This is a genomic window from Burkholderia sp. BCC0044, assembly GCF_902832955.1.
Lineage (GTDB): Bacteria > Pseudomonadota > Gammaproteobacteria > Burkholderiales > Burkholderiaceae > Burkholderia.
The window spans coordinates 325349-342904 of sequence record NZ_CADFDO010000005.1 but is presented as its reverse complement, the minus strand read 5'-3'; the positions used below and the strand labels follow the sequence as shown (position 1 = coordinate 342904).

General features: G+C 66.6%; 16 protein-coding genes. 7 read left to right on the top strand and 9 right to left on the bottom strand.

The window, feature by feature from the left end:
• Nucleotides 1–52 precede the first annotated feature (52 nt).
• A complete protein-coding gene (locus tag HWX14_RS29560) occupies nt 53–784 on the top strand; it encodes a PepSY-associated TM helix domain-containing protein (protein ID WP_175885843.1) in 732 nt (243 codons plus the stop codon).
• A 61-nt stretch (nt 785–845) separates the two neighbouring features.
• Here the strand turns inward: HWX14_RS29560 and HWX14_RS29555 are convergent, their stop codons facing one another.
• The 9 genes from HWX14_RS29555 to HWX14_RS29515 all read right to left on the bottom strand — a co-directional run bounded on the left by HWX14_RS29555 (nt 846) and on the right by HWX14_RS29515 (nt 9652).
• Nucleotides 846–1871 carry an XdhC family protein gene (locus tag HWX14_RS29555; RefSeq protein WP_175885842.1) on the bottom strand — a complete coding sequence of 342 codons (1026 nt, stop codon included), beginning with the start codon at nt 1869–1871 and terminating at the stop codon, nt 846–848.
• 255 nt (nt 1872–2126) lie between these two features.
• The gene (locus tag HWX14_RS29550; RefSeq protein WP_175885841.1) at nt 2127–3533 is read right to left on the bottom strand and encodes an amino acid permease; all 1407 of its coding nucleotides are present in this window, start codon (nt 3531–3533) and stop codon (nt 2127–2129) included.
• A 257-nt stretch (nt 3534–3790) separates the two neighbouring features.
• Complete coding sequence (gene rqpR / locus HWX14_RS29545; protein ID WP_069620979.1) at nt 3791–4447, bottom strand: response regulator transcription factor RqpR; 657 nt, start codon at nt 4445–4447, stop codon at nt 3791–3793.
• A 7-nt stretch (nt 4448–4454) separates the two neighbouring features.
• A complete protein-coding gene (rqpS, locus tag HWX14_RS29540) occupies nt 4455–5270 on the bottom strand; it encodes a quorum system sensor histidine kinase RqpS (protein WP_175885840.1) in 816 nt (271 codons plus the stop codon).
• Between the two features lie 415 nt (nt 5271–5685).
• Nucleotides 5686–6456, bottom strand: a complete 771-nt coding sequence (locus HWX14_RS29535; protein WP_175885839.1) for a ferredoxin--NADP reductase — start codon at nt 6454–6456, stop codon at nt 5686–5688.
• A gap of 226 nt (nt 6457–6682) precedes the next feature.
• A complete protein-coding gene (locus HWX14_RS29530; protein WP_175885838.1) occupies nt 6683–7330 on the bottom strand; it encodes a LysE family transporter in 648 nt (215 codons plus the stop codon).
• A gap of 137 nt (nt 7331–7467) precedes the next feature.
• A complete protein-coding gene (locus HWX14_RS29525; RefSeq protein WP_175885837.1) occupies nt 7468–8283 on the bottom strand; it encodes an endonuclease/exonuclease/phosphatase family protein in 816 nt (271 codons plus the stop codon).
• A 5-nt stretch (nt 8284–8288) separates the two neighbouring features.
• Complete coding sequence (locus HWX14_RS29520) at nt 8289–8777, bottom strand: hypothetical protein (RefSeq protein WP_175885836.1); 489 nt, start codon at nt 8775–8777, stop codon at nt 8289–8291.
• Nucleotides 8778–8923: 146 nt separating this feature from the next.
• Nucleotides 8924–9652, bottom strand: coding sequence for a nitroreductase (locus tag HWX14_RS29515; protein WP_175885835.1), 729 nt, complete (start codon nt 9650–9652; stop codon nt 8924–8926).
• Nucleotides 9653–9901: 249 nt separating this feature from the next.
• Between HWX14_RS29515 and HWX14_RS29510 the strand changes: the two genes are divergently transcribed.
• The 6 genes from HWX14_RS29510 to HWX14_RS29485 all read left to right on the top strand — a co-directional run bounded on the left by HWX14_RS29510 (nt 9902) and on the right by HWX14_RS29485 (nt 17518).
• Entirely contained in the window at nt 9902–10882 is a 981-nt protein-coding gene (locus HWX14_RS29510; RefSeq protein WP_175885834.1) for an AAA family ATPase, read from the top strand.
• 180 nt (nt 10883–11062) lie between these two features.
• Nucleotides 11063–12172 (top strand): NAD(P)/FAD-dependent oxidoreductase, encoded by a 1110-nt coding sequence (locus HWX14_RS29505; RefSeq protein ID WP_175885833.1) that lies wholly within the window; start codon nt 11063–11065, stop codon nt 12170–12172.
• 167 nt (nt 12173–12339) lie between these two features.
• Nucleotides 12340–12651, top strand: a complete 312-nt coding sequence (locus tag HWX14_RS29500) for a high-potential iron-sulfur protein (protein ID WP_006477538.1) — start codon at nt 12340–12342, stop codon at nt 12649–12651.
• Nucleotides 12652–12820: 169 nt separating this feature from the next.
• Nucleotides 12821–13966 carry a transposase gene (locus HWX14_RS29495; RefSeq protein ID WP_244130376.1) on the top strand — a complete coding sequence of 382 codons (1146 nt, stop codon included), beginning with the start codon at nt 12821–12823 and terminating at the stop codon, nt 13964–13966.
• Between the two features lie 295 nt (nt 13967–14261).
• Entirely contained in the window at nt 14262–15569 is a 1308-nt protein-coding gene (locus HWX14_RS29490) for an MFS transporter (protein ID WP_175885832.1), read from the top strand.
• Nucleotides 15570–15889: 320 nt separating this feature from the next.
• Nucleotides 15890–17518 (top strand): ABC transporter substrate-binding protein, encoded by a 1629-nt coding sequence (locus HWX14_RS29485; protein WP_175885831.1) that lies wholly within the window; start codon nt 15890–15892, stop codon nt 17516–17518.
• Nucleotides 17519–17556: the final 38 nt, after the last annotated feature.

The window sequence follows — 17556 nt, the reverse complement described above, 5'->3', positions numbered from 1 at the left end:
GCGCGCATTCCCTGCGCGCCGCCCGTCGTTTTGAACGAATGGATACTTTCGCGTGAACGCGCCCGAAACGATCGACCCGCCCAAGACGGGCATGCCCGCCGGCGTCACCGTGCTGCACCCGGCGGGCCGCCCGCTGAACGACGACGAACGGGCCGCGCGCCGCCAGCGCTCGCGTCGCGCGACCTTCATCAAGTGGCTGCGCAAGGTGCACGGCTGGGTCGGGCTGTGGGGCGCGGTGCTCGGGCTGCTGTTCGGCGTGACCGGCGTGCTGCTGAACCACCGCGCGCCGCCGCTGAAGATTTCGACCGGCGAGCCGCAGGTCGAGGAGATGCAGATCGCGCTGCCGGATCCGGTGCCGAAGACGCCCGCCGCGATGACGAAGTGGCTGCAGCAGGAGCTGCATTTCGACGGTAAGCCGGGCCGCATGCGCAAGGAGCCCGCGCAGGCCGTCGCGTGGGGCGACAAGCGCGTGATGCAGCCCGAGCACTGGCAATTCGGCGTGTTCGGGCCGCACCAGAACCTGCAGGCCGAATACTGGGTCGGCAACGGCTACGTGTCGGTGAAGCGCACGGGCAACACGTTCCTGACGACGCTGAACAACCTGCATCGCGGCGTCGGGATGAATCTCGGCTGGGTGCTGCTGATGGATACGATCGCAGGCTCGCTGATCCTGCTGTCGCTGACGGGCGTGCTGCTGTGGACCGAGCTGAACAAGCGCCGCACGGTCGGCGTCGTGCTGGTGGTCGGTTCGGTTGCCGCCGCGCTGGCTGCCGGCCTGAGCTGATCGACGTTCGCGCCGGGGGAGCGGGCGGCGGCCGGCGAGCGTAGCCGCCCGCCGTCGCGGGTCAGAGCCCGCAGGCCGTGCCGCTGTTCGCCGCGATTTCGCGCGCGGCCTTCGCGCCTTCGACCTGCAGGATCGTCGGCAGCGACACGTTGTTCTTCGCGGCGGTGATCTCGGCGAGGATCGAGATCGCGATTTCCGGCGGCGTCCGGCTGCCGATGTAGATGCCGGCCGGCCCGTGCAGCCGGGCCAGTTCCGCTTCGTTCAGATCGAATTCGCGCAGCCGCTCGCGCCGCGCCGCGTTGTTGCGCCGCGAGCCGAGCGCGCCCACGTAGAACGCGGGCGTCTTCAGCGCCTCCATCAGCGCGAGATCGTCGAGCTTCGGGTCGTGCGTGAGCGCGATCACGGCCGAACGCGCATCGAGCTTCATGTCGAGCACCGTATCGTCGGGCATCGTGCGGACGACGCGCGTGCCCGGCACGTCCCACGCATCCGTGTATTCCTCGCGCGGATCGCATACCGTCACCTGGTAGTCGAGCCCGGCCGCGATCTGGCACAGATAGCGCGACAACTGGCCGGCGCCGATCACGAGCATCCGGTAGCGCGGCCCGTGGATCGTCACGAGCCGTTCGCCGTCGAACGCGAGCCCGTCGGTGGCCTGCGCGGGCGACAGCGCCGCGCGGCCGGTCGCGAGCGTCATCGTGCGCGTGACGAGGCGGCCGGCCTCGACTTCCGCGCATAGCGCGGCGATTCCGCTGTCGCGCGTGAGCGGTTCCAGCACCAGCTGGATCGTGCCGCCGCACGGCAGCCCGAAGCGGTGCGCTTCCTCTGCCGTCACGCCGTACTTCAGCGCCTCCGGGCGCGCATCGGCCGCGATGCCGCTCGCATGCACGCGGGCGATCAGGTCGTCCTCGATGCATCCGCCGGACACGGAGCCGACCACCAGGCCGTCCTCGCGCACCGCGAGCATCGCGCCTTCGGGGCGCGGCGACGAGCCCCACGTCTTCACGACCGTCACGAGCAGCACGCGGCGCCCTTCTTCGAGCCAGCGCGCGCTGGATTTCAATACATCGAGATCGACGCTTTCCATCATCTTTTCCTGTTGCCGGACGGTCCGCCGTGCGACGCCGTCGTTCGATGGCGGGATTATGAACCGCCCGGCGCGCGCGTGCAGGGGGCGCGCCGGCGGGTGCACGCAAATCCGGAGGATCGGGCAAGACATCGCGACGATCGGACAGTGATCGCGCGTCGGCGGAGGGGGCGGGAGGGAGGAAACGTGCGGAGCCGGTGCCGGCCCCGCGCGGGGTTCGTCATGGCGCGCCGCAGCGGCACGCCATGACGGCGCTCAGTGCGCGTCGGGGTGGCCGTGCGCGAGCTTCGAGTGGTGTCGCGAGTACAGGAAGTAGATCACGAGGCCGATCACGAGCCAGATGCCGAACGCGGCCCACGTGACGGGCTGCAGGTTCAGCATCAGGAACAGGCACGCCGCGACCGCGAGGATCGGCACCACGGGCACGCCCGGGCAGCGGAACGCGCGCGGCAGCTCCGGGTGCGTGCGGCGCAGCACGAGCACGGCGATCGACACCATCGAGAACGCCGCGAGCGTGCCGATGTTGATCAGTTCGGCGAGCACGTTGAGCGGCACGAGCGCGGCGATCAGCCCGAAGAACAGGCCGACCAGCCAGGTCGTCAGGAACGGCGTCGCGAAACGCGGATGCACGCGCGACAGCGCGGCCGGCAGCAGCCCGTCGCGCGACATCGCGAAGATCACGCGCGTCTGGCCGTAGCTCATCACGAGGATCACGGTCAGCATGCCGAGCACCGCGCCGAGATCGATGAAGCCCGCGACCCACTTCTCGCCGGCGACCTGCAGCGCGTACGAGATCGGGTGCGAGATGTTCGCGTACTGGGCCGACGGCACGATGCCGGTCGCGACCGCCGCGACCGTCACGTACAGCACCGCGCACACCGCGAGCGACGCGATGATGCCGATCGGCAGGTCGCGCTTCGGGTTCTTCACTTCCTCGGCCGCCGACGACACCGCGTCGAAGCCGATGAACGCGAAGAACATCACGGCGGCCGCGCCGAACACGCCGTTCCAGCCGTGCGGCATGAACGGCTTCCAGTTCGCGGGCGTCACGTGGAACAGGCCGACCGCGATCACGAGCAGCACGACCGACACCTTGATGAACACCATGATGTTGTTGATGCGGGTCGATTCGCGGATGCCGATCGACAGCAGCGTCGTGATCACGATCATCACGAGGAACGCGGGCAGGTTGAACCACGTGGTGACGCCCGGCACCGCGCCGGGCGCGGCCGTCAGCACGGTCGGCAGCGCGAGCCCGAAGCCCTGCAGCAGCGACTGCAGGTAGCCCGACCAGCCGACCGACACGGCCGACGACGCGAGGCCGTACTCGAGCATCAGGTCCCAGCCGATGATCCACGCGACGAGTTCGCCGAGCGTCGCGTACGAATACGTATAGATCGAGCCGGCGACGGGGATCGACGACGCGAACTCCGCGTACGACAAGGCGGCCAGGCCGCACGCGATCGCGGCGATCACGAACGACAGCATCAGCGCGGGGCCGGCCTGCACGGCGCCGGTGCCGGTCAGCACGAAGATGCCGGTGCCGATGATCGCGCCGATGCCGAGGAAGGTGAGGTCGATCGCGCCGAGCGCTTTCTTGAGCCCGGCGGCTTGCGCGCCGGCGATCATGCGATCGACGTTTTTCTTGCGGAAGAGAGACATTGCGGATGAATCGCCAGCACGCGCAGGCACGGCGCGCCGACTGAGTGAAAACCGATAATTTTAGCCGATTTGGCGTACAAGACCCGTTGCGGTGCAGCGGCGCGTCGCGGAATCGTCCGAAAAAACAAGCGTTTGCGCGCCGAACGAGCGCGCTACAAGCGCGATGCGGGCGTGAAGCGGGCGTGAAGCGGGCGCGGCCAAGCGCGGCGCGTCGCTCGCCGCGTCGCCGGATCGGACGAATTCGGGTTGGCCGGGGATCAGGCGCCGGCCGTGGGCGCCATGTCGACGAGCCGGTTGCTCATCACGTAGAACGTGAGTTCCGCGTTGTTCGACAGCCGCATCTTCTCGAGCAGCCGCGACCGGTACACGCTCACCGTCTTCACCGACAGCGACAGCGTGTTCGCGATATCGGTGAGCCGCTTGCCCGACGCGAGCATGCAGAGCGTCTGGTATTCGCGATCGGACAGCTTCTCGTGCGGCAGCGGTTCGTTCTCGAACGACACGTATTCGGCGAGCGCCTCGGCCATCGCGGGGCTCACGTACTTGCGGCCGGCCGCGACCTGCTGGATCGCGCCGATCATCTGCGCGGCGTTGACCGTCTTCGACAGGTACCCGGACGCGCCGGCCTTCAGCGCGCGCACCGCGTACTGATCCTCGCGGTACATCGAGAACATCAGCACCGGCGTGCGCGTCAGCTTGCGCTTGAGGCGCTTGAGCACCTCGATGCCGTTCGTGTCGGGCAGCGAGATGTCGAGCAGGATCACGTCGAATTCCTGCTTGTCGACGGCGGCCATCGCATCGCCGCCGTTCTCGGCCTCGGTCACGTCGCGCGCGACGCCGCGGTCGATCAGCAACTGGCGGATTCCTTGCCGGACGATCGCGTGATCGTCCACGAGCAGGATGTTCAGGCTCATCGCGACCTCACGAAAGCGACGTGCGGCGTGCCGCGACGGGCATCGCGAGCAGCGAAGCCCACGCGAAGCGCGCGGTGACGCGCGTGCCGCGGCCGCTTGCCGGCGTGGCCGTCTCGAAGCTGCCGCCGAACGCCTCGCAGCGGGCGCGCATGCCGGCCAGGCCGTAGCCGCTGCGGCGATTGCGGGCGAAACCGGTCCCATCGTCGGCGACACTCAGCGACAGATGCGTGCCGTCGGTGACGATCCGGACGTCGACCGACGTCGCGCGGGCGTGTTTCGCGACGTTCGACAGCGCTTCCTGCGCGACGCGGTACACCGCGAGCGCGCTGGCGCCGGCCAGCTGCGTCAGGCGTGCGTCGGCCGCGCACACGAAGCTCGTGCGCAGGCCCGTGCGCGCCGCATGGGTGTCGATCCACGACGCCAGCGCGCCGACCATGCCGGCGTCCAGCGCCGGCGTGTCGCGCTCGTCGATGAGCCGGCGATTCGCGTCGGTGGCGGCGTCGAGCGCCTGCTGCGCCAGCGCCAGCGCGCGCAGGCAGCCTTCCGGCGCGTCGGCCGGCAGCCACGTTTGAACGTTTGCGAGTGCGAAGCGGGCGGCGGTCAGTTCGGCGCCGAGCCCGTCGTGCAGCTCGCCGGCCAGATGGCGGCGGGCCGCTTCGTCGGCGGCGAGAAGCTGGGCGGAAAGTGCCGCGATCCGTGCGGCGGACGCGTCGCGTTTCGACGCGGCGTCGGCCATGGGCGGGGTAGCAGCGCAGCCAGGCATGCGCTGCCGCGACGGGAACGGGGCGTGGGCGCCCAAGGGCGCGTTAAGCGACGTATCCATGACTCTCCCTGCTGTCAGAAAGCGGTTCAGACACCGGCTGGCTGCGTGGGCTGGCTGCCGTTTCGATGACGGTCGCCGCCGGAGAATCGCTCCATGCCGAAGTAACAAAAGTTACGTCTTGTAACACTTGCATCCGACCCTTCCATGCTCATCCGAACGGCAACCACGCGCGCCGAATAATATCTCAAAATTTCTGAAAAGGTCATGTCGGGCGGACATTTAAGGGTAAATGTGAATAATCGGAACGAAGGTGTTGTAGGAAAAACACTGACACCCAAGCACCCGCCGACGGCGTATCAAAATGTAACTATTTGAGATGGAATGGTCCCAGTTTGTTACGAATTCGCCAAGTCCGGACGAAAAAAAACCGGAGCTTTTGCTCCGGTTCTTGATGCGGCACAAATTTCGGGGCGGATCAGTCCACGAAGGCGCGTTCGATCACGTAGTGGCCCGGCGCGCTGTTCTTGCCTTCGACGAGGCCGGCCTGCTTCAGCAGCTCGGTCGTGTCCTTCAGCATCGCAGTGCTGCCGCACAGCATCACGCGGTCGTTTTCCGGCGAGAACGACGGCACGCCGAGATCCGTGAACAGCTTGCCCGTCGCGATCAGGTCGGTGATCCGGCCCTCGTTGTCGAACGCTTCGCGCGTGACCGTCGGGTAGTAGACGAGCTTTTCCTTGATGATGTCGCCCAGGTACTCGTGGCCCGGCAGGTCGTGCTTGATGTAGTCCATGTACGCGAGCTCGCCCTTCAGGCGGCACGTGTGGGTCAGGACCACCTTGTCGAAGCGGTCGTAGATGTCCGGATCGCGGATGATCGACATGAACGGCGCGAGGCCCGTGCCCGTCGACAGCATCCACAGCGTCTTGCCCGGCAGCAGGTTGTCGGCGATCAGTGTGCCCGTCGGCTTCTTGCCGATCAGCACCGTGTCACCCACCTTCAGGTGTTGCAGGCGCGACGTCAGCGGGCCGTCCTGCACCTTGATGCTGAAGAATTCGAGATGCTCTTCGTAGTTCGGGCTGACGATCGAGTAGGCGCGCGCGAGCGGCTTGCCGTCGACTTCGAGGCCGACCATCGTGAATTCGCCGTTGTTGAAGCGCAGGCTCGCCTCACGGGTGCAGGTGAAGCTGAAAAGCGTGTCGGTCCAGTGATGGACGGATTGGACGGTGGCGGTGTCGTATTTGCTCATGGCTTTGAAAACGGACGCGCGTAGCGAACGCGTGTAACGGGCCCAAAAAATGGGCAAAAACCGAGTGCGACGGCCTGATCGGGGATCGGCCGGCCGGCGCGTCGGACACGCGCCTTCTCGATGACAGACGTTTGAGGAACTCGTTATTTTACCCTGTTGACGCTGCTCGCGGGCTTGACCCCCGACGCTGCGCGGATTTGGCGCAACACATCCTTTCTAATTGCTTTCATCGATCGGCCGCGAGTTTTGCGCCGAGACCGACGAGCGCCACCCCGCACAGCGCGTCGAGCGGGCGGCGCACGCGCCGGTAGCCGCGCTGCGCGCGCGGGCTCGCGAACAGGTACGCGACGCACGAATACCAGCCGGCCGACAGCGCGCCGATCGTCACCAGTACCGCGCCGTTGAACCACAGCGGCACGTGCGCGGGCAGCATCGCCGCGAACACGCTGGTCCAGAACGCGCACGATTTCGGGTTCGTCAGGCACGTGAACAGCCCGCTGCGATACGCGCGCAGGTAGTCGCGCGCATGCGGCGCGGCCAGCGGCGCGGGGCCGTCCGGCGCATCGGCCGGCGGCGTGTCGCGGCGCACGCCCGCGCGCAGCAGCTTGATGCCGAAATACACCAGATACACGGCGCCGCCGATCCGGATCGCCTCGTACAGCCACTCGACCTGATGGAGCACGGCCGCGAGGCCGAGCATCGCGAGCGTCGCCCATGCGACCGACGCGGTGCCGACGCCGAGCGCCGACGCAGCGCCCAGGCTGCGCCGGCCGGCGAGCGACAGTTGCGAAATCATGAAGAAATTGGGGCCGGGCGTGATCGCGGCGACGAGGTAGACGACGGCGATTTGCAGCAGGATCGGCAGGTAGGTCATGGCGGCGCGGCCCGGCGGCGGGACGGTGGCGGGTTGGGCAAGCCGCTACTGTAGCGCGCGCAGCGCGGTCGCGCTTCGGCGCGCGCGCGATCGGCCAACGGACGACCGGCGCGTGGCCGCGGGCGTTGCTGCCGGCGTTACTGCGGATCGAGACGCAGGCGCGCGATGTACGGCAGGTGGTCCGACAGCCACGCGGCTTCGCCGGACGGCGCGCGCCATTCGAGCGGCGTCAGCCCGCGCACGAACATCTTGTCGAGCGCGAGCGCCGGCGAGAACGCGGGGAACGTGCGGCCCGATTCGCCGAGCAGCGTCGCGACCTCGGACAGCCCGATCTCGCCGAACAGCGCGACCGAATCGTTGCGCCAGTCGTTGAAATCGCCGGCGAGCATCAGCGGGCCGTCGCCCGCGTTGCGCACGATCCAGTGCGCGATCCAGTGCATCTGGCGCAGCCGTGCGGCGCGCGTGAGCGCAAGGTGCGCGCACAGCAGCGTGACCGGGCGTGCGCCTGCGAGCGTCGCGCGCGCGACCAGCAGCCCCCGCCGCTCGAAGCGATGCGCGGAGATGTCCCAGCGGCCGCCGAGGTCGAGCGGATGCGGCGACAGGATCGCGTTGCCGTGCCGCCACGACGGCTTGAACACGTTCGGCCCGAGCGCGATCTGCCAGTCGAGCGCCTGCGCGATTTCGGTGGCCTGGCAATGCCATACGTCGTCGACCGTGTCGTCCATCGGCGCGCCGAAGCCCGCTGCGAGCATCGGGCGCGGCATGCGGCGGGCCATCGCTTCCTGCAGAAAATACACGTCCGCGTGCGTCGACTGCATCCAGTCGCGCATCGCGTTCCACGCGGTGAAGCCGAGCGGCGAGCGGCCCTTGTGCAGGTTCCAGCTGACGGCGGTGATTTCGTCGGGCGCGGCGTGCGGCTCGGCGAACGGCAAGGAGAGGGCGTCGGCGGACATGGTGCTCAGTCCTTCGCGACGTGCGCGCGCACGCGGTACACGAGATGCGGATGCTGCTCGACGAGCGTCCAGTCGGTCCACGCGTCGCCGCCGACCGCGAGGCCGGGGTGGCTAGCGACGATCTGCCGCGGCGACGCGGGCACGCACGGATCGCCGCGCGTCGCGTTTTCGTCGTCGAGCGTTTCCTGCACGTCGAGCCCGAGCGACACGGTGTTCGCGGTGGCATCGACGGCGAGCGGCGCGACCGTCACCGAGCGCGAGCGCTCGGTCGGCACGACGCGCGCGGCATTGCCGCAGCCCACCGGCACCGACGCCGGATAGCGATGGGTATCGGAGCGGGACTGACCGACGGTGGTGTTTTGCTGGAACGTGTCGATCGTCTGACCGTCGCGCACCACCTGGATTTCCCATGCGACGACGGCCGGCGCGGGGCTCTGCGCATGGGCGGCGAGCACGACGCTCGCGAGCAGGACGGCCAGGCCGTGTTTCAGCATGAAACGTCTCCGGAAACGCGGGATAGCGGGGAACGGACGCACATCTTACGCCCGATCGATTTCGGTCGTGATGTGACAGGACGTGCCGCGACAGGTTCGCAGCACGATGCGGTCCTGCTCGACAGGTAAGGCCGCGTCATGCGTTTTCAAGCGAAAAAACGCGTGAACTCGGCGACGCTCGCGCGCTCGGTGACGAGGCGGTTCTCGATCGCGTCGGGGTCCGCGTGGCCGAGCGACATGCCGCAGACGAGCTGCTCGTTGGCGGGAATGGCGAGATGGTCGGCGACGATCCGGTGAAACGGCACGAACGCGGCCTGCGGGCAGGTATCGAGGCCGCGGGCGCGGGCGGCCGTCATCACGCCTTGCAGGAACATCCCGCAGTCGAGCCACGCCCCTAACGTCATCACGCGGTCGAGCGTGAAGAACAAGGCAACCGGCGCATCGAAGAAGCGGAAATTGCGCGCGTGCTGCGCATGCATGCGCGCTTTTTCGTCGCGGCCGATGTTCAACAGCCCGTACAGGTCCCAGCCGACCTTGCGGCGCCGGTCGATATACGGCGACACCCATTCGCGCGGGTAGTAGTCGTATTCGGCGACGTATTTTTCATCGCGCGCGGGATCGTCGTAGGCCGCGGTGAGCGCGGCGGCGAGCGCATCGCGCGTGGCGCCCGTGGCGACGTACACGTGCCACGGCTGGATGTTGGTGCCCGACGGCGCGCGGCTCGCGGCTTCGAGGATCGCCTCGATCGTGTCGCGCGGCACGGGCGTCGGCAGGAACGCGCGGACCGCGCGGCGCGACTTGAGCGCGGCGTCGACGGCATCGACGGAACGGATCGCGTCGGAATCGACGCGCGGCGAAGCAGCGGGGACGGGCATCGGCATACCTTGGGACGAGGCGTCAGGCGAGGTGCGGGGCAGCGTGCGCGCGGCGCGCGGGCGCGATCGGCGGGCCCGGCGCGAGCGTCGTGAACTGTCGATCATACGCCGCGGCGCGCGGCCGTGCAGCGTGGGGTGCTGTTAGCAGCAGACTCCCGCGGCTGCTTGCTTGCGCGGCGATGCGGGATCGTTACACTGAAATCGTAAGGGGTCTGATGAGTGTGTGACGGCAAGTGCAGCGAGGTGGGTATGACGACGGCGATGGTGAAACAGGAACTGGCGGTGGCGTCCTTCAGCACGGTGTACGACCTCGAGCAGGTCGAGACCGCGCTGAGCGACCTGAACGAGAGCGCGAGCGACGCACTGCGCTCGACTTACGAGCGGATGCTCAAGACGGGGAATCTGCGCTTCTGCGTGAAGCCGAACCGGATGCCGTCGTTCGACGCGCTCGGCGAAGCGTTGCCGAATTTCGGCGAGCCGCTCGACGACGTGCGCAAGCAGATCGCGCTGTGTCTCGAAACGGACGACCGGCTCGAACTGATGCCGATCCTGCTGCTCGGGCCGCCGGGGATCGGCAAGACGCATTTCGCGAAGGCGCTCGCGCAATTGCTCGGCACCGCGTACCACTACGTGCCGATGAGTTCGCTGACGGCCGGCTGGATCCTGTCGGGCGCGTCGTCGCAATGGAAGAACGCGAAGCCCGGCAAGGTGTTCGATGCGCTCGTGAACGGCAGCTACGCGAACCCGGTGATCGCGGTCGACGAGATCGACAAGGCCGGCAGCGATGCGCAATACGATCCGCTCGGCGCGCTGTATGCGTTGCTCGAGCACGACACCGCGCGCGCGTTCGTCGACGAATTCGCGGAAGTGCCGATCAACGCGGGCAACGTGATCTGGATCGCGACCGCGAACGACGCGCAGGCGATTCCGGAGCCGCTGCTCAACCGGATGAACGTGTACGAGATCGCGGCGCCCGACGCGGCCGGCGCGCGCCGGATCGCGCAGACGATCTACGACGAGATCCGCACGTCGCATGCGTGGGGGCGGCGCTTCCCCGAGACGCTCGGCGACGATGCGCTCGACGTGCTGGCCGCGACGCCGCCGCGCACGATGCGCCGCGCGCTGCTGCATGCGTTCGGCGCCGCGCGGCTCGACGGCCGCGACGCGATCGGGCCGGCCGACATCCGCGCCGACGAAGGCGCGGCGAAGCGCCGGCCGATCGGCTTCTGACGCGGTCACGCGCGCACGGCCGCGGCGTGCGCGCGTGGCGTTCGTCGCGCTTGCGGCCACATCGTTGCCTGCGCCACCGTGCGCATCGTCGCGACGCGATGCGCACGCGTTCGGCAAGCGGGCGAACCGGGACGTACAATTCCTCTCTCTCCCTTCGACGCGCGAGCAGCGCGAAAAGCCATGGAGCAGACGGATTGTGTCGTGATCGGCGCGGGTGTCGTCGGTCTGGCGATTGCACGCGAGCTGGCCGCGCGCGGGCGTGAAACGATCGTGCTCGACGCGGCCGACGCGATCGGCACGGGCACGAGTTCGCGCAACAGCGAGGTGATTCACGCAGGGCTCTACTATCCGCGCGGGTCGCTGAAGGCGACGTCGTGCGTGCACGGGCGCGATCTGCTGTACGAATTCTGCGACACGCATCACGTGCCGCACCGGCGCACCGGCAAGCTGCTCGTGGCGACGAGCGCCGCGCAGGTGAAGCAGTTGAAGGCGATCGCCGCGCGCGCGGCCGAAAACGGCGTGCTCGACCTGCTGCCGCTCACGCGCGCCGAGGCGCAGACGCTCGAGCCCGCGCTCGAATGCGTGGAGGCGCTGTTCTCGCCGTCGACCGGCATCGTCGACAGCCACCAGCTGATGCTCGCGCTGCTCGGCGATGCGGAGCGCGACGGCGCCGTGTGCGCGCTGCAATCTCCGGTCGAATCGATCGACGTGCTGCGCGGCGGGCGCTTCATCGTGCGCACCGGCGGCGACGCGCCGACCGAGCTCGACGCCGCCTGCGTGATCAATAGCGCGGGCCTCGGTGCGCAGGCGCTCGCGCGCCGCACGCGCGGCCTCGACCCGCGCTGGGTGCCGCCGCTCTATCTCGCGCGCGGCAATTATTTCAGCCTGTCGGGCCGTGCGCCGTTCTCGCACCTGATCTATCCGATACCCGATCGCGCGGGGCTCGGCGTGCACCTGACGTTCGATCTCGGCGGGCAGGCGCGCTTCGGGCCCGACGTCGAATGGTGCGATTCGCTGCGCTACGAAGTCGATCCGGCGCGCGCGAGCACGTTCTACACGTCGATCCGCGCGTTCTGGCCCGGCTTGCCCGACGACGCGCTGCAGCCGGCGTACGCGGGCATCCGGCCGAAGCTCGCGGGGCCCGGCGAGCCGCCGGCCGACTTCATCGTGCAGGGCGCCGCGCAGCACGGCGTGCGCGGGCTCGTGAACCTGTTCGGCATCGAGTCGCCGGGGCTCACCGCGTCGCTCGCGCTCGCGCAGCGGGTCGGCGACATGGTGTCGCGCGCGTGACGCGCGGCCCGCGGCGTTGCGTGCGACCCGGGCGGCCCGCGCGACGACCCATGTGAATTTCTTATCTCCGGCATTTCGGCGCGCACATTTATTCGCTGGAGCGTTATTCTGTCGAACGGCCGTCGCCAGAACGGCTTTCAAACCGATAACGTTGGAGCGAGTCCCCCATGAAAACATCCCGTCGGAGTTTCCTGATCACGAGCATTGGTGCGGTGTCCGCGCTGGCGCTGTCGCGCGAAGCGCTGGCCGATGCGCCGATGCTGCCGGAAACGGACCCGACCGCGGTGGCGCTCGGCTACAAGGCCGATGCCACGAAGGTCGACAAGACGAAGTACCCGAAATACGCGGCGGGCCAGGATTGTGCGGCCTGCATGCTGTACCAGGGCAAGAAGGGCTCGGCTTCGGGCCCGTGCGGCGCGTTCCCCGGCAAGCAGGTGTCGGCGAAGGGCTGGTGCAGCGCTTTCTCGAAGATGGGTTGAGGCCCGTGCGGCATCGTGCGATGCCGCAATGCGGCGAAAACCACAACACGCTCGCTATCGTTCGATGGCGGGCGTTTTTTATTGCCGAAACTCCCCTCTTTCAATTTGAGAAAGGGGGAGGCAGAGGACCACTTACTCCAAAAGCTTGAGGCCGGCATAAGCCTATGTCATGGTATTGCTCATGCACATAAAGCGCGCCTATCGATTCCGGTTTTATCCGACGCCCGAGCAAGTAGCGATTCTTGCCCGGACGTTCGGGTGCGCGCGCTTTGTGTATAACCACATGCTACGGATGCGCGTCGATGCATGGCAGCAGGGCCAAGTGCGTGTCGGGTATCACGAGACCTCGGCCGCACTTACCGCGTTGAAGAAATCTCCTGGGCACGAGTGGCTGCAGGACGTCAGTTCTGTTCCGCTCCAGCAGGCGCTACGCCACTTGCAGACAGCGTTCTCGAACTTTTTCGCCAAGCGTGCGAAGCATCCGAAGGTGCGACGCAAGGACGGTGCGCAATCGGCCGAATACACCATGAGTGCTTTCAGGTGGAATGGCACCTCGCTGAGGCTGGCGAAGATGGTGGCACCGCTCTCGATCCGCTGGTCGCGTACGATTCCGAAAGGCGCGAAAGTGACCACCGTCACTGTATCGAAGGACATGGCGGGTCGGTACCACGTATCGATGCTTTGTGATGATGTGGTTTCCGCGAAATCAGAGTCGACGGCCAAGGTTGGCATCGACTTCGGGTTGACAGATTTTGTCTTTCTTTCGACTGGCGAGAAGGTTTCTGCTCCGAATGTGCTTCGCCAGAACGAAGTCAAGCTTGCCAAGCTGCAGCGGCAGTTGGCAAGGAAACAGATGGGTTCCGCCAATCGCAGACAGGCAAAACTCAAAGTTGCTCGTATGTACGCCAAGGTAGCGGATTCTCGTAGGGATTTCTTGCACAAGCTTTCGGCCCGGTTGATCAACGAAAACCAAGTGATCGCCATCGAGAGTCTTGCCGTTCGCGACATGCTGAGAAATCGAAGGCTCGCGAAATCGATCAGCGACGCAGGCTGGTCGGAATTCGTGCGGCAACTGACATACAAGGCAAAGTGGTACGGTCGTACGTTAATCGGCATCGATCGCTGGTATCCGTCCAGCAAGCGATGCTCGGACTGCGGGCATACAGTTGCCAGCATGCCTTTGAAGGTGCGCGTGTGGACCTGTCCGGGATGCGAGACGGCCCATGATCGCGACATCAACGCAGCACGTAACATTTTGGCCGCCGGACTGGCGGTGTCAGCCCATGGAGAAGGCGTAAAACCCATGTCTCATTGAGACGATGTCGGGTGGCCTTCGGCGAAGTGGGAATTTCCCTTCCTTCGGGCAGGGCGTCGTCAATGCTTGAAAGCGGTTCTGGCCCTTTATGCGCTTGATTCGAACCGCGACAGCGCCATATGCTGCTGCGACGTCAGGGGCATTGGGCGAAGTGGGAGTGTCCTTCTGTCGGGAAGGCGGCAACCAATGCTTGAAAACGGTTCCGTCGCTTTCTACACTCGCTGCACACCAGCGCGCCGCGGCACCCCGCGCGCCGAACCGCCCGACACGGCGAATTCATGAGGACGAGGCACGCATGGCGACGATTGCGAGTTCAACGAAAACGACCCGGCCCGAGCGTGCGCTGAACCGGCGTGCGGTGGTGGCCGCCGTGATCGGCAATGCGCTCGAGTGGTACGACTTCACGGTGTTCGGCTTCATGACGGTCGTGATCGCCGAGCTGTTCTTCCCCACCACCAGCGAATACTCGTCGCTGCTGCTCACCACCGCGACGTTCGGCGTCGCGTTCTTCATGCGCCCGATCGGCGGCATCGTGTTCGGGCTGTACGCGGACCGCGCGGGCCGCAAGGCCGCGCTGTCGCTCGTGATCCTGCTGATGACGGCCGGCATCTTCCTGCTCGCGATCGCGCCGCCCTATGCGGCGATCGGCATCGGCGGCCCGATCCTGATCGTGCTCGGCCGCCTGCTGCAGGGCTTCTCCGCGGGCGGCGAATTCGGCAGCGCGACGGCGCTGCTGATCGAGGCGGCGCCGTTCTCGAAACGCGGGTTCTACGGCAGCTGGCAGATGGCGAGCCAGGCGGGCGCGCTGCTGATCGGCGCGCTCGTCGGCGCGGCCGTCACGCGCGGGCTGTCGCACGACGCGCTGCGCAGCTGGGGCTGGCGCGTGCCGTTCATCCTGGGGCTCGTGATCGGCCCGATCGGCTTCTACATCCGCCGCCATCTCGCGGATTCCGAAGCATTCCTGCATGCGCAGCAAAGCGCGCGCCGCGCGACGCTCGGCGAAGTGTTCACGCGCCACCCGCGCGAGGTGCTGTGCGGGCTCGGCTCGGTGATCGCGCTCACCGTGACGATCTACGTGCTGATCAGCTATCTGCCGACTTTCGCGGTGAAGCAGCTGAAGCTGCCCTATGCGGAATCGTTCTACGCGGTGATCGTCGGCAACCTGCTGCTGATGGTGCTGTCGCCGGTCGCGGGCGCGTGGTCGGACCGCATCGGCCGCAAGGGGCTGTCGCTGTGGTCGCTCGTGCTGACGCTCGCGCTGATGTATCCGCTGTTCGCGTGGCTCGACGCGGCGCCGAGCATCGGGCGGCTGATCGCGGTGCAGGCCGTGCTGTCGGTGACGCTCGCGGGCTACTATGGGCCGTTCGGCGCGATGATCGCCGAGCTGTTCCCGGCCAACGTGCGCTCGACCGGGCTGTCGATCGCGTACAACGTCGCGGTGATGCTGTTCGGCGGCTTCGGGCAGTTCATCGTCACGTGGCTCATCAAGGCGACCGGCACGCCGCTCGCGCCGACCTATTACGTGATGGCGGGCATCGCGCTGTCGATCGTCGCGGTCGCGTTCGTGCCCGCACGCAGCGCCGACCTCGATGCGCCGGCGTGACGACATGATGATTTGAAGACGGTCATCGCATCGTTTCGTAAAACGCAATGATGTGCTGCAGAACGCGGGGAAACGGTGCGTCGCCCCTTCGTGTTCGCGCCCGAATTGTTTAGTCGCCGAACGAAACAATCTGCGAAATGAACGAAATTGTCGCTCGCGCGCGTTGTCGCATTTTTTACTCTCACTAAAAATCGGCAAAAACCCGGCGGGCATCTAGAAGAGTTTTTTCTCCAGCTTGTTGCCGCATCGTTAGCTCAAGTAATATCCGCGTACGCCGGACCCTGGCGGGACCGGTTCCGATCTGGAGACCTGGAGGAAACATGGAATACAACCGTCTGTTGCACACCCTGCGTGTTACAGCCATGGCAGGCGTGGCAGCGGCATCGCTCGGCGTCGCGGGCTCTGCATTCGCACAGATCCCGAACAAAACGCTCGTCTACTGCTCAGAAGGCAGCCCGGCGGGTTTCGATTCCGCGCAATTCACGACCGGCGTCGATTTCACCGCCGCCACGTTCACCGTCTACAACCGCCTCGTCGAATTCCAGCGCGGCGGCACGAAGGTCGAGCCGGGCCTCGCCGAGAAGTGGGACGTATCGTCCGACGGCAAGGTGTACACGTTCCACCTGCGCCACGGCGTGAAGTTCCACACGACCGACTTCTTCAAGCCGACGCGTGAATTCAACGCGGACGACGTCGTGTTCTCGTTCGAGCGCATGCTCGACCCGAACAATGCGTTCCGCAAGGCGTACCCGGTGTCGTTCCCGTACTTCACCGACATGGGCCTCGACAAGCTGATCACGAAGATCGAGAAGGTCGATCCGTACACCGTGAAGTTCACGCTGGCCGAGCCGAACGCGCCGTTCATCCAGAACATGGCGATGGAATTCGCGTCGATCCTGTCGGCCGAATACGGCGACCAGCTGATGAAGGCCGGCAAGGCTGCCGACATCAACCAGAAGCCGGTCGGCACGGGCCCGTTCATCTTCCGCAGCTACACGAAGGATGCGACGATCCGCTTCGACGGCAATCCTGATTACTGGAAGAAGGGCGAAGTGAAGCTGTCGAAGCTGATCTTCTCGATCACGCCGGATCCGGGCGTGCGCGTGCAGAAGATCAAGCGCAACGAATGCCAGGTGATGAGCTATCCGCGCCCGGCCGACATCGCGACGCTGAAGGCCGATTCGAACGTCGACATGCCGTCGCAGGCCGGCTTCAACCTCGGCTACCTCGCGTACAACGTCGAGCACAAGCCGGTCGACAAGCTCGAAGTGCGTCAGGCGCTCGACATGGCGATCAACAAGAAGGCGATCCTCGAGTCCGTCTACCAGGGCGCCGGCCAGGCCGCGACCGCGCCGATGCCGCCGACCCAATGGTCGTACGACAAGAACCTGAAGCTGCCGGCCTACGACACCGAGAAGGCGAAGGCGCTGCTCGCGAAGGCAGGCTTCCCGAACGGTTTCGAGATCACGCTGTGGGCGATGCCCGTGCAGCGCGCGTACAACCCGAACGCCCGCCTGATGGCCGAGATGATCCAGGCCGACTGGGCGAAGATCGGCGTGAAGGCGAAGATCGTCACGTATGAATGGGGCGAGTACATCAAGCGCGCGCACACGGGCGAGCAGGACACGATGCTGATCGGCTGGACGGGCGACAACGGCGACCCCGACAACTGGCTCGGCACGCTGCTCGGCTGCGAGGCGATCAAGGGCAACAACTTCTCGCACTGGTGCTACAAGCCGTTCGACGAACTGGTCCAGAAGGGCCGCACGACGACGGGCCAGGATGCGCGCACGAAGCTCTACACGCAGGCGCAGCAGATCTTCGCGCAACAACTGCCGTTCTCGCCGATCGCGAACTCGACCGTCTACCAGCCGGTGCGCAAGAACGTGGTCGACATGCGTATCGAACCGCTCGGCTATGCGCGTTTCGACGGTGTCAGCGTGAAGTAACCGGGCAGGCGTAAGCTGTCGTCATTGAGAAAACCGGC

What these genes read in the sequence shown, in the direction of transcription:
- HWX14_RS29500 (WP_006477538.1), top strand. Translation starts at nt 12,340, where the DNA reads ATGAAAACATCCCGTCGGAGTTTCCTGATCACGAGCATTGGTGCGGTG.
- rqpR (WP_069620979.1), bottom strand. Translation starts at nt 4,447, where the DNA reads ATGAGCCTGAACATCCTGCTCGTGGACGATCACGCGATCGTCCGGCAA.
- HWX14_RS29525 (WP_175885837.1), bottom strand. Translation starts at nt 8,283, where the DNA reads ATGTCCGCCGACGCCCTCTCCTTGCCGTTCGCCGAGCCGCACGCCGCG.
- HWX14_RS29520 (WP_175885836.1), bottom strand. Translation starts at nt 8,777, where the DNA reads ATGCTGAAACACGGCCTGGCCGTCCTGCTCGCGAGCGTCGTGCTCGCC.
- HWX14_RS29490 (WP_175885832.1), top strand. Translation starts at nt 14,262, where the DNA reads ATGGCGACGATTGCGAGTTCAACGAAAACGACCCGGCCCGAGCGTGCG.
- rqpS (WP_175885840.1), bottom strand. Translation starts at nt 5,270, where the DNA reads ATGGATACGTCGCTTAACGCGCCCTTGGGCGCCCACGCCCCGTTCCCG.
- HWX14_RS29510 (WP_175885834.1), top strand. Translation starts at nt 9,902, where the DNA reads ATGACGACGGCGATGGTGAAACAGGAACTGGCGGTGGCGTCCTTCAGC.
- HWX14_RS29485 (WP_175885831.1), top strand. Translation starts at nt 15,890, where the DNA reads ATGGAATACAACCGTCTGTTGCACACCCTGCGTGTTACAGCCATGGCA.
- HWX14_RS29555 (WP_175885842.1), bottom strand. Translation starts at nt 1,871, where the DNA reads ATGGAAAGCGTCGATCTCGATGTATTGAAATCCAGCGCGCGCTGGCTC.
- HWX14_RS29535 (WP_175885839.1), bottom strand. Translation starts at nt 6,456, where the DNA reads ATGAGCAAATACGACACCGCCACCGTCCAATCCGTCCATCACTGGACC.
- HWX14_RS29550 (WP_175885841.1), bottom strand. Translation starts at nt 3,533, where the DNA reads ATGTCTCTCTTCCGCAAGAAAAACGTCGATCGCATGATCGCCGGCGCG.
- HWX14_RS29530 (WP_175885838.1), bottom strand. Translation starts at nt 7,330, where the DNA reads ATGACCTACCTGCCGATCCTGCTGCAAATCGCCGTCGTCTACCTCGTC.
- HWX14_RS29495 (WP_244130376.1), top strand. Translation starts at nt 12,821, where the DNA reads ATGGTATTGCTCATGCACATAAAGCGCGCCTATCGATTCCGGTTTTAT.
- HWX14_RS29515 (WP_175885835.1), bottom strand. Translation starts at nt 9,652, where the DNA reads ATGCCCGTCCCCGCTGCTTCGCCGCGCGTCGATTCCGACGCGATCCGT.
- HWX14_RS29505 (WP_175885833.1), top strand. Translation starts at nt 11,063, where the DNA reads ATGGAGCAGACGGATTGTGTCGTGATCGGCGCGGGTGTCGTCGGTCTG.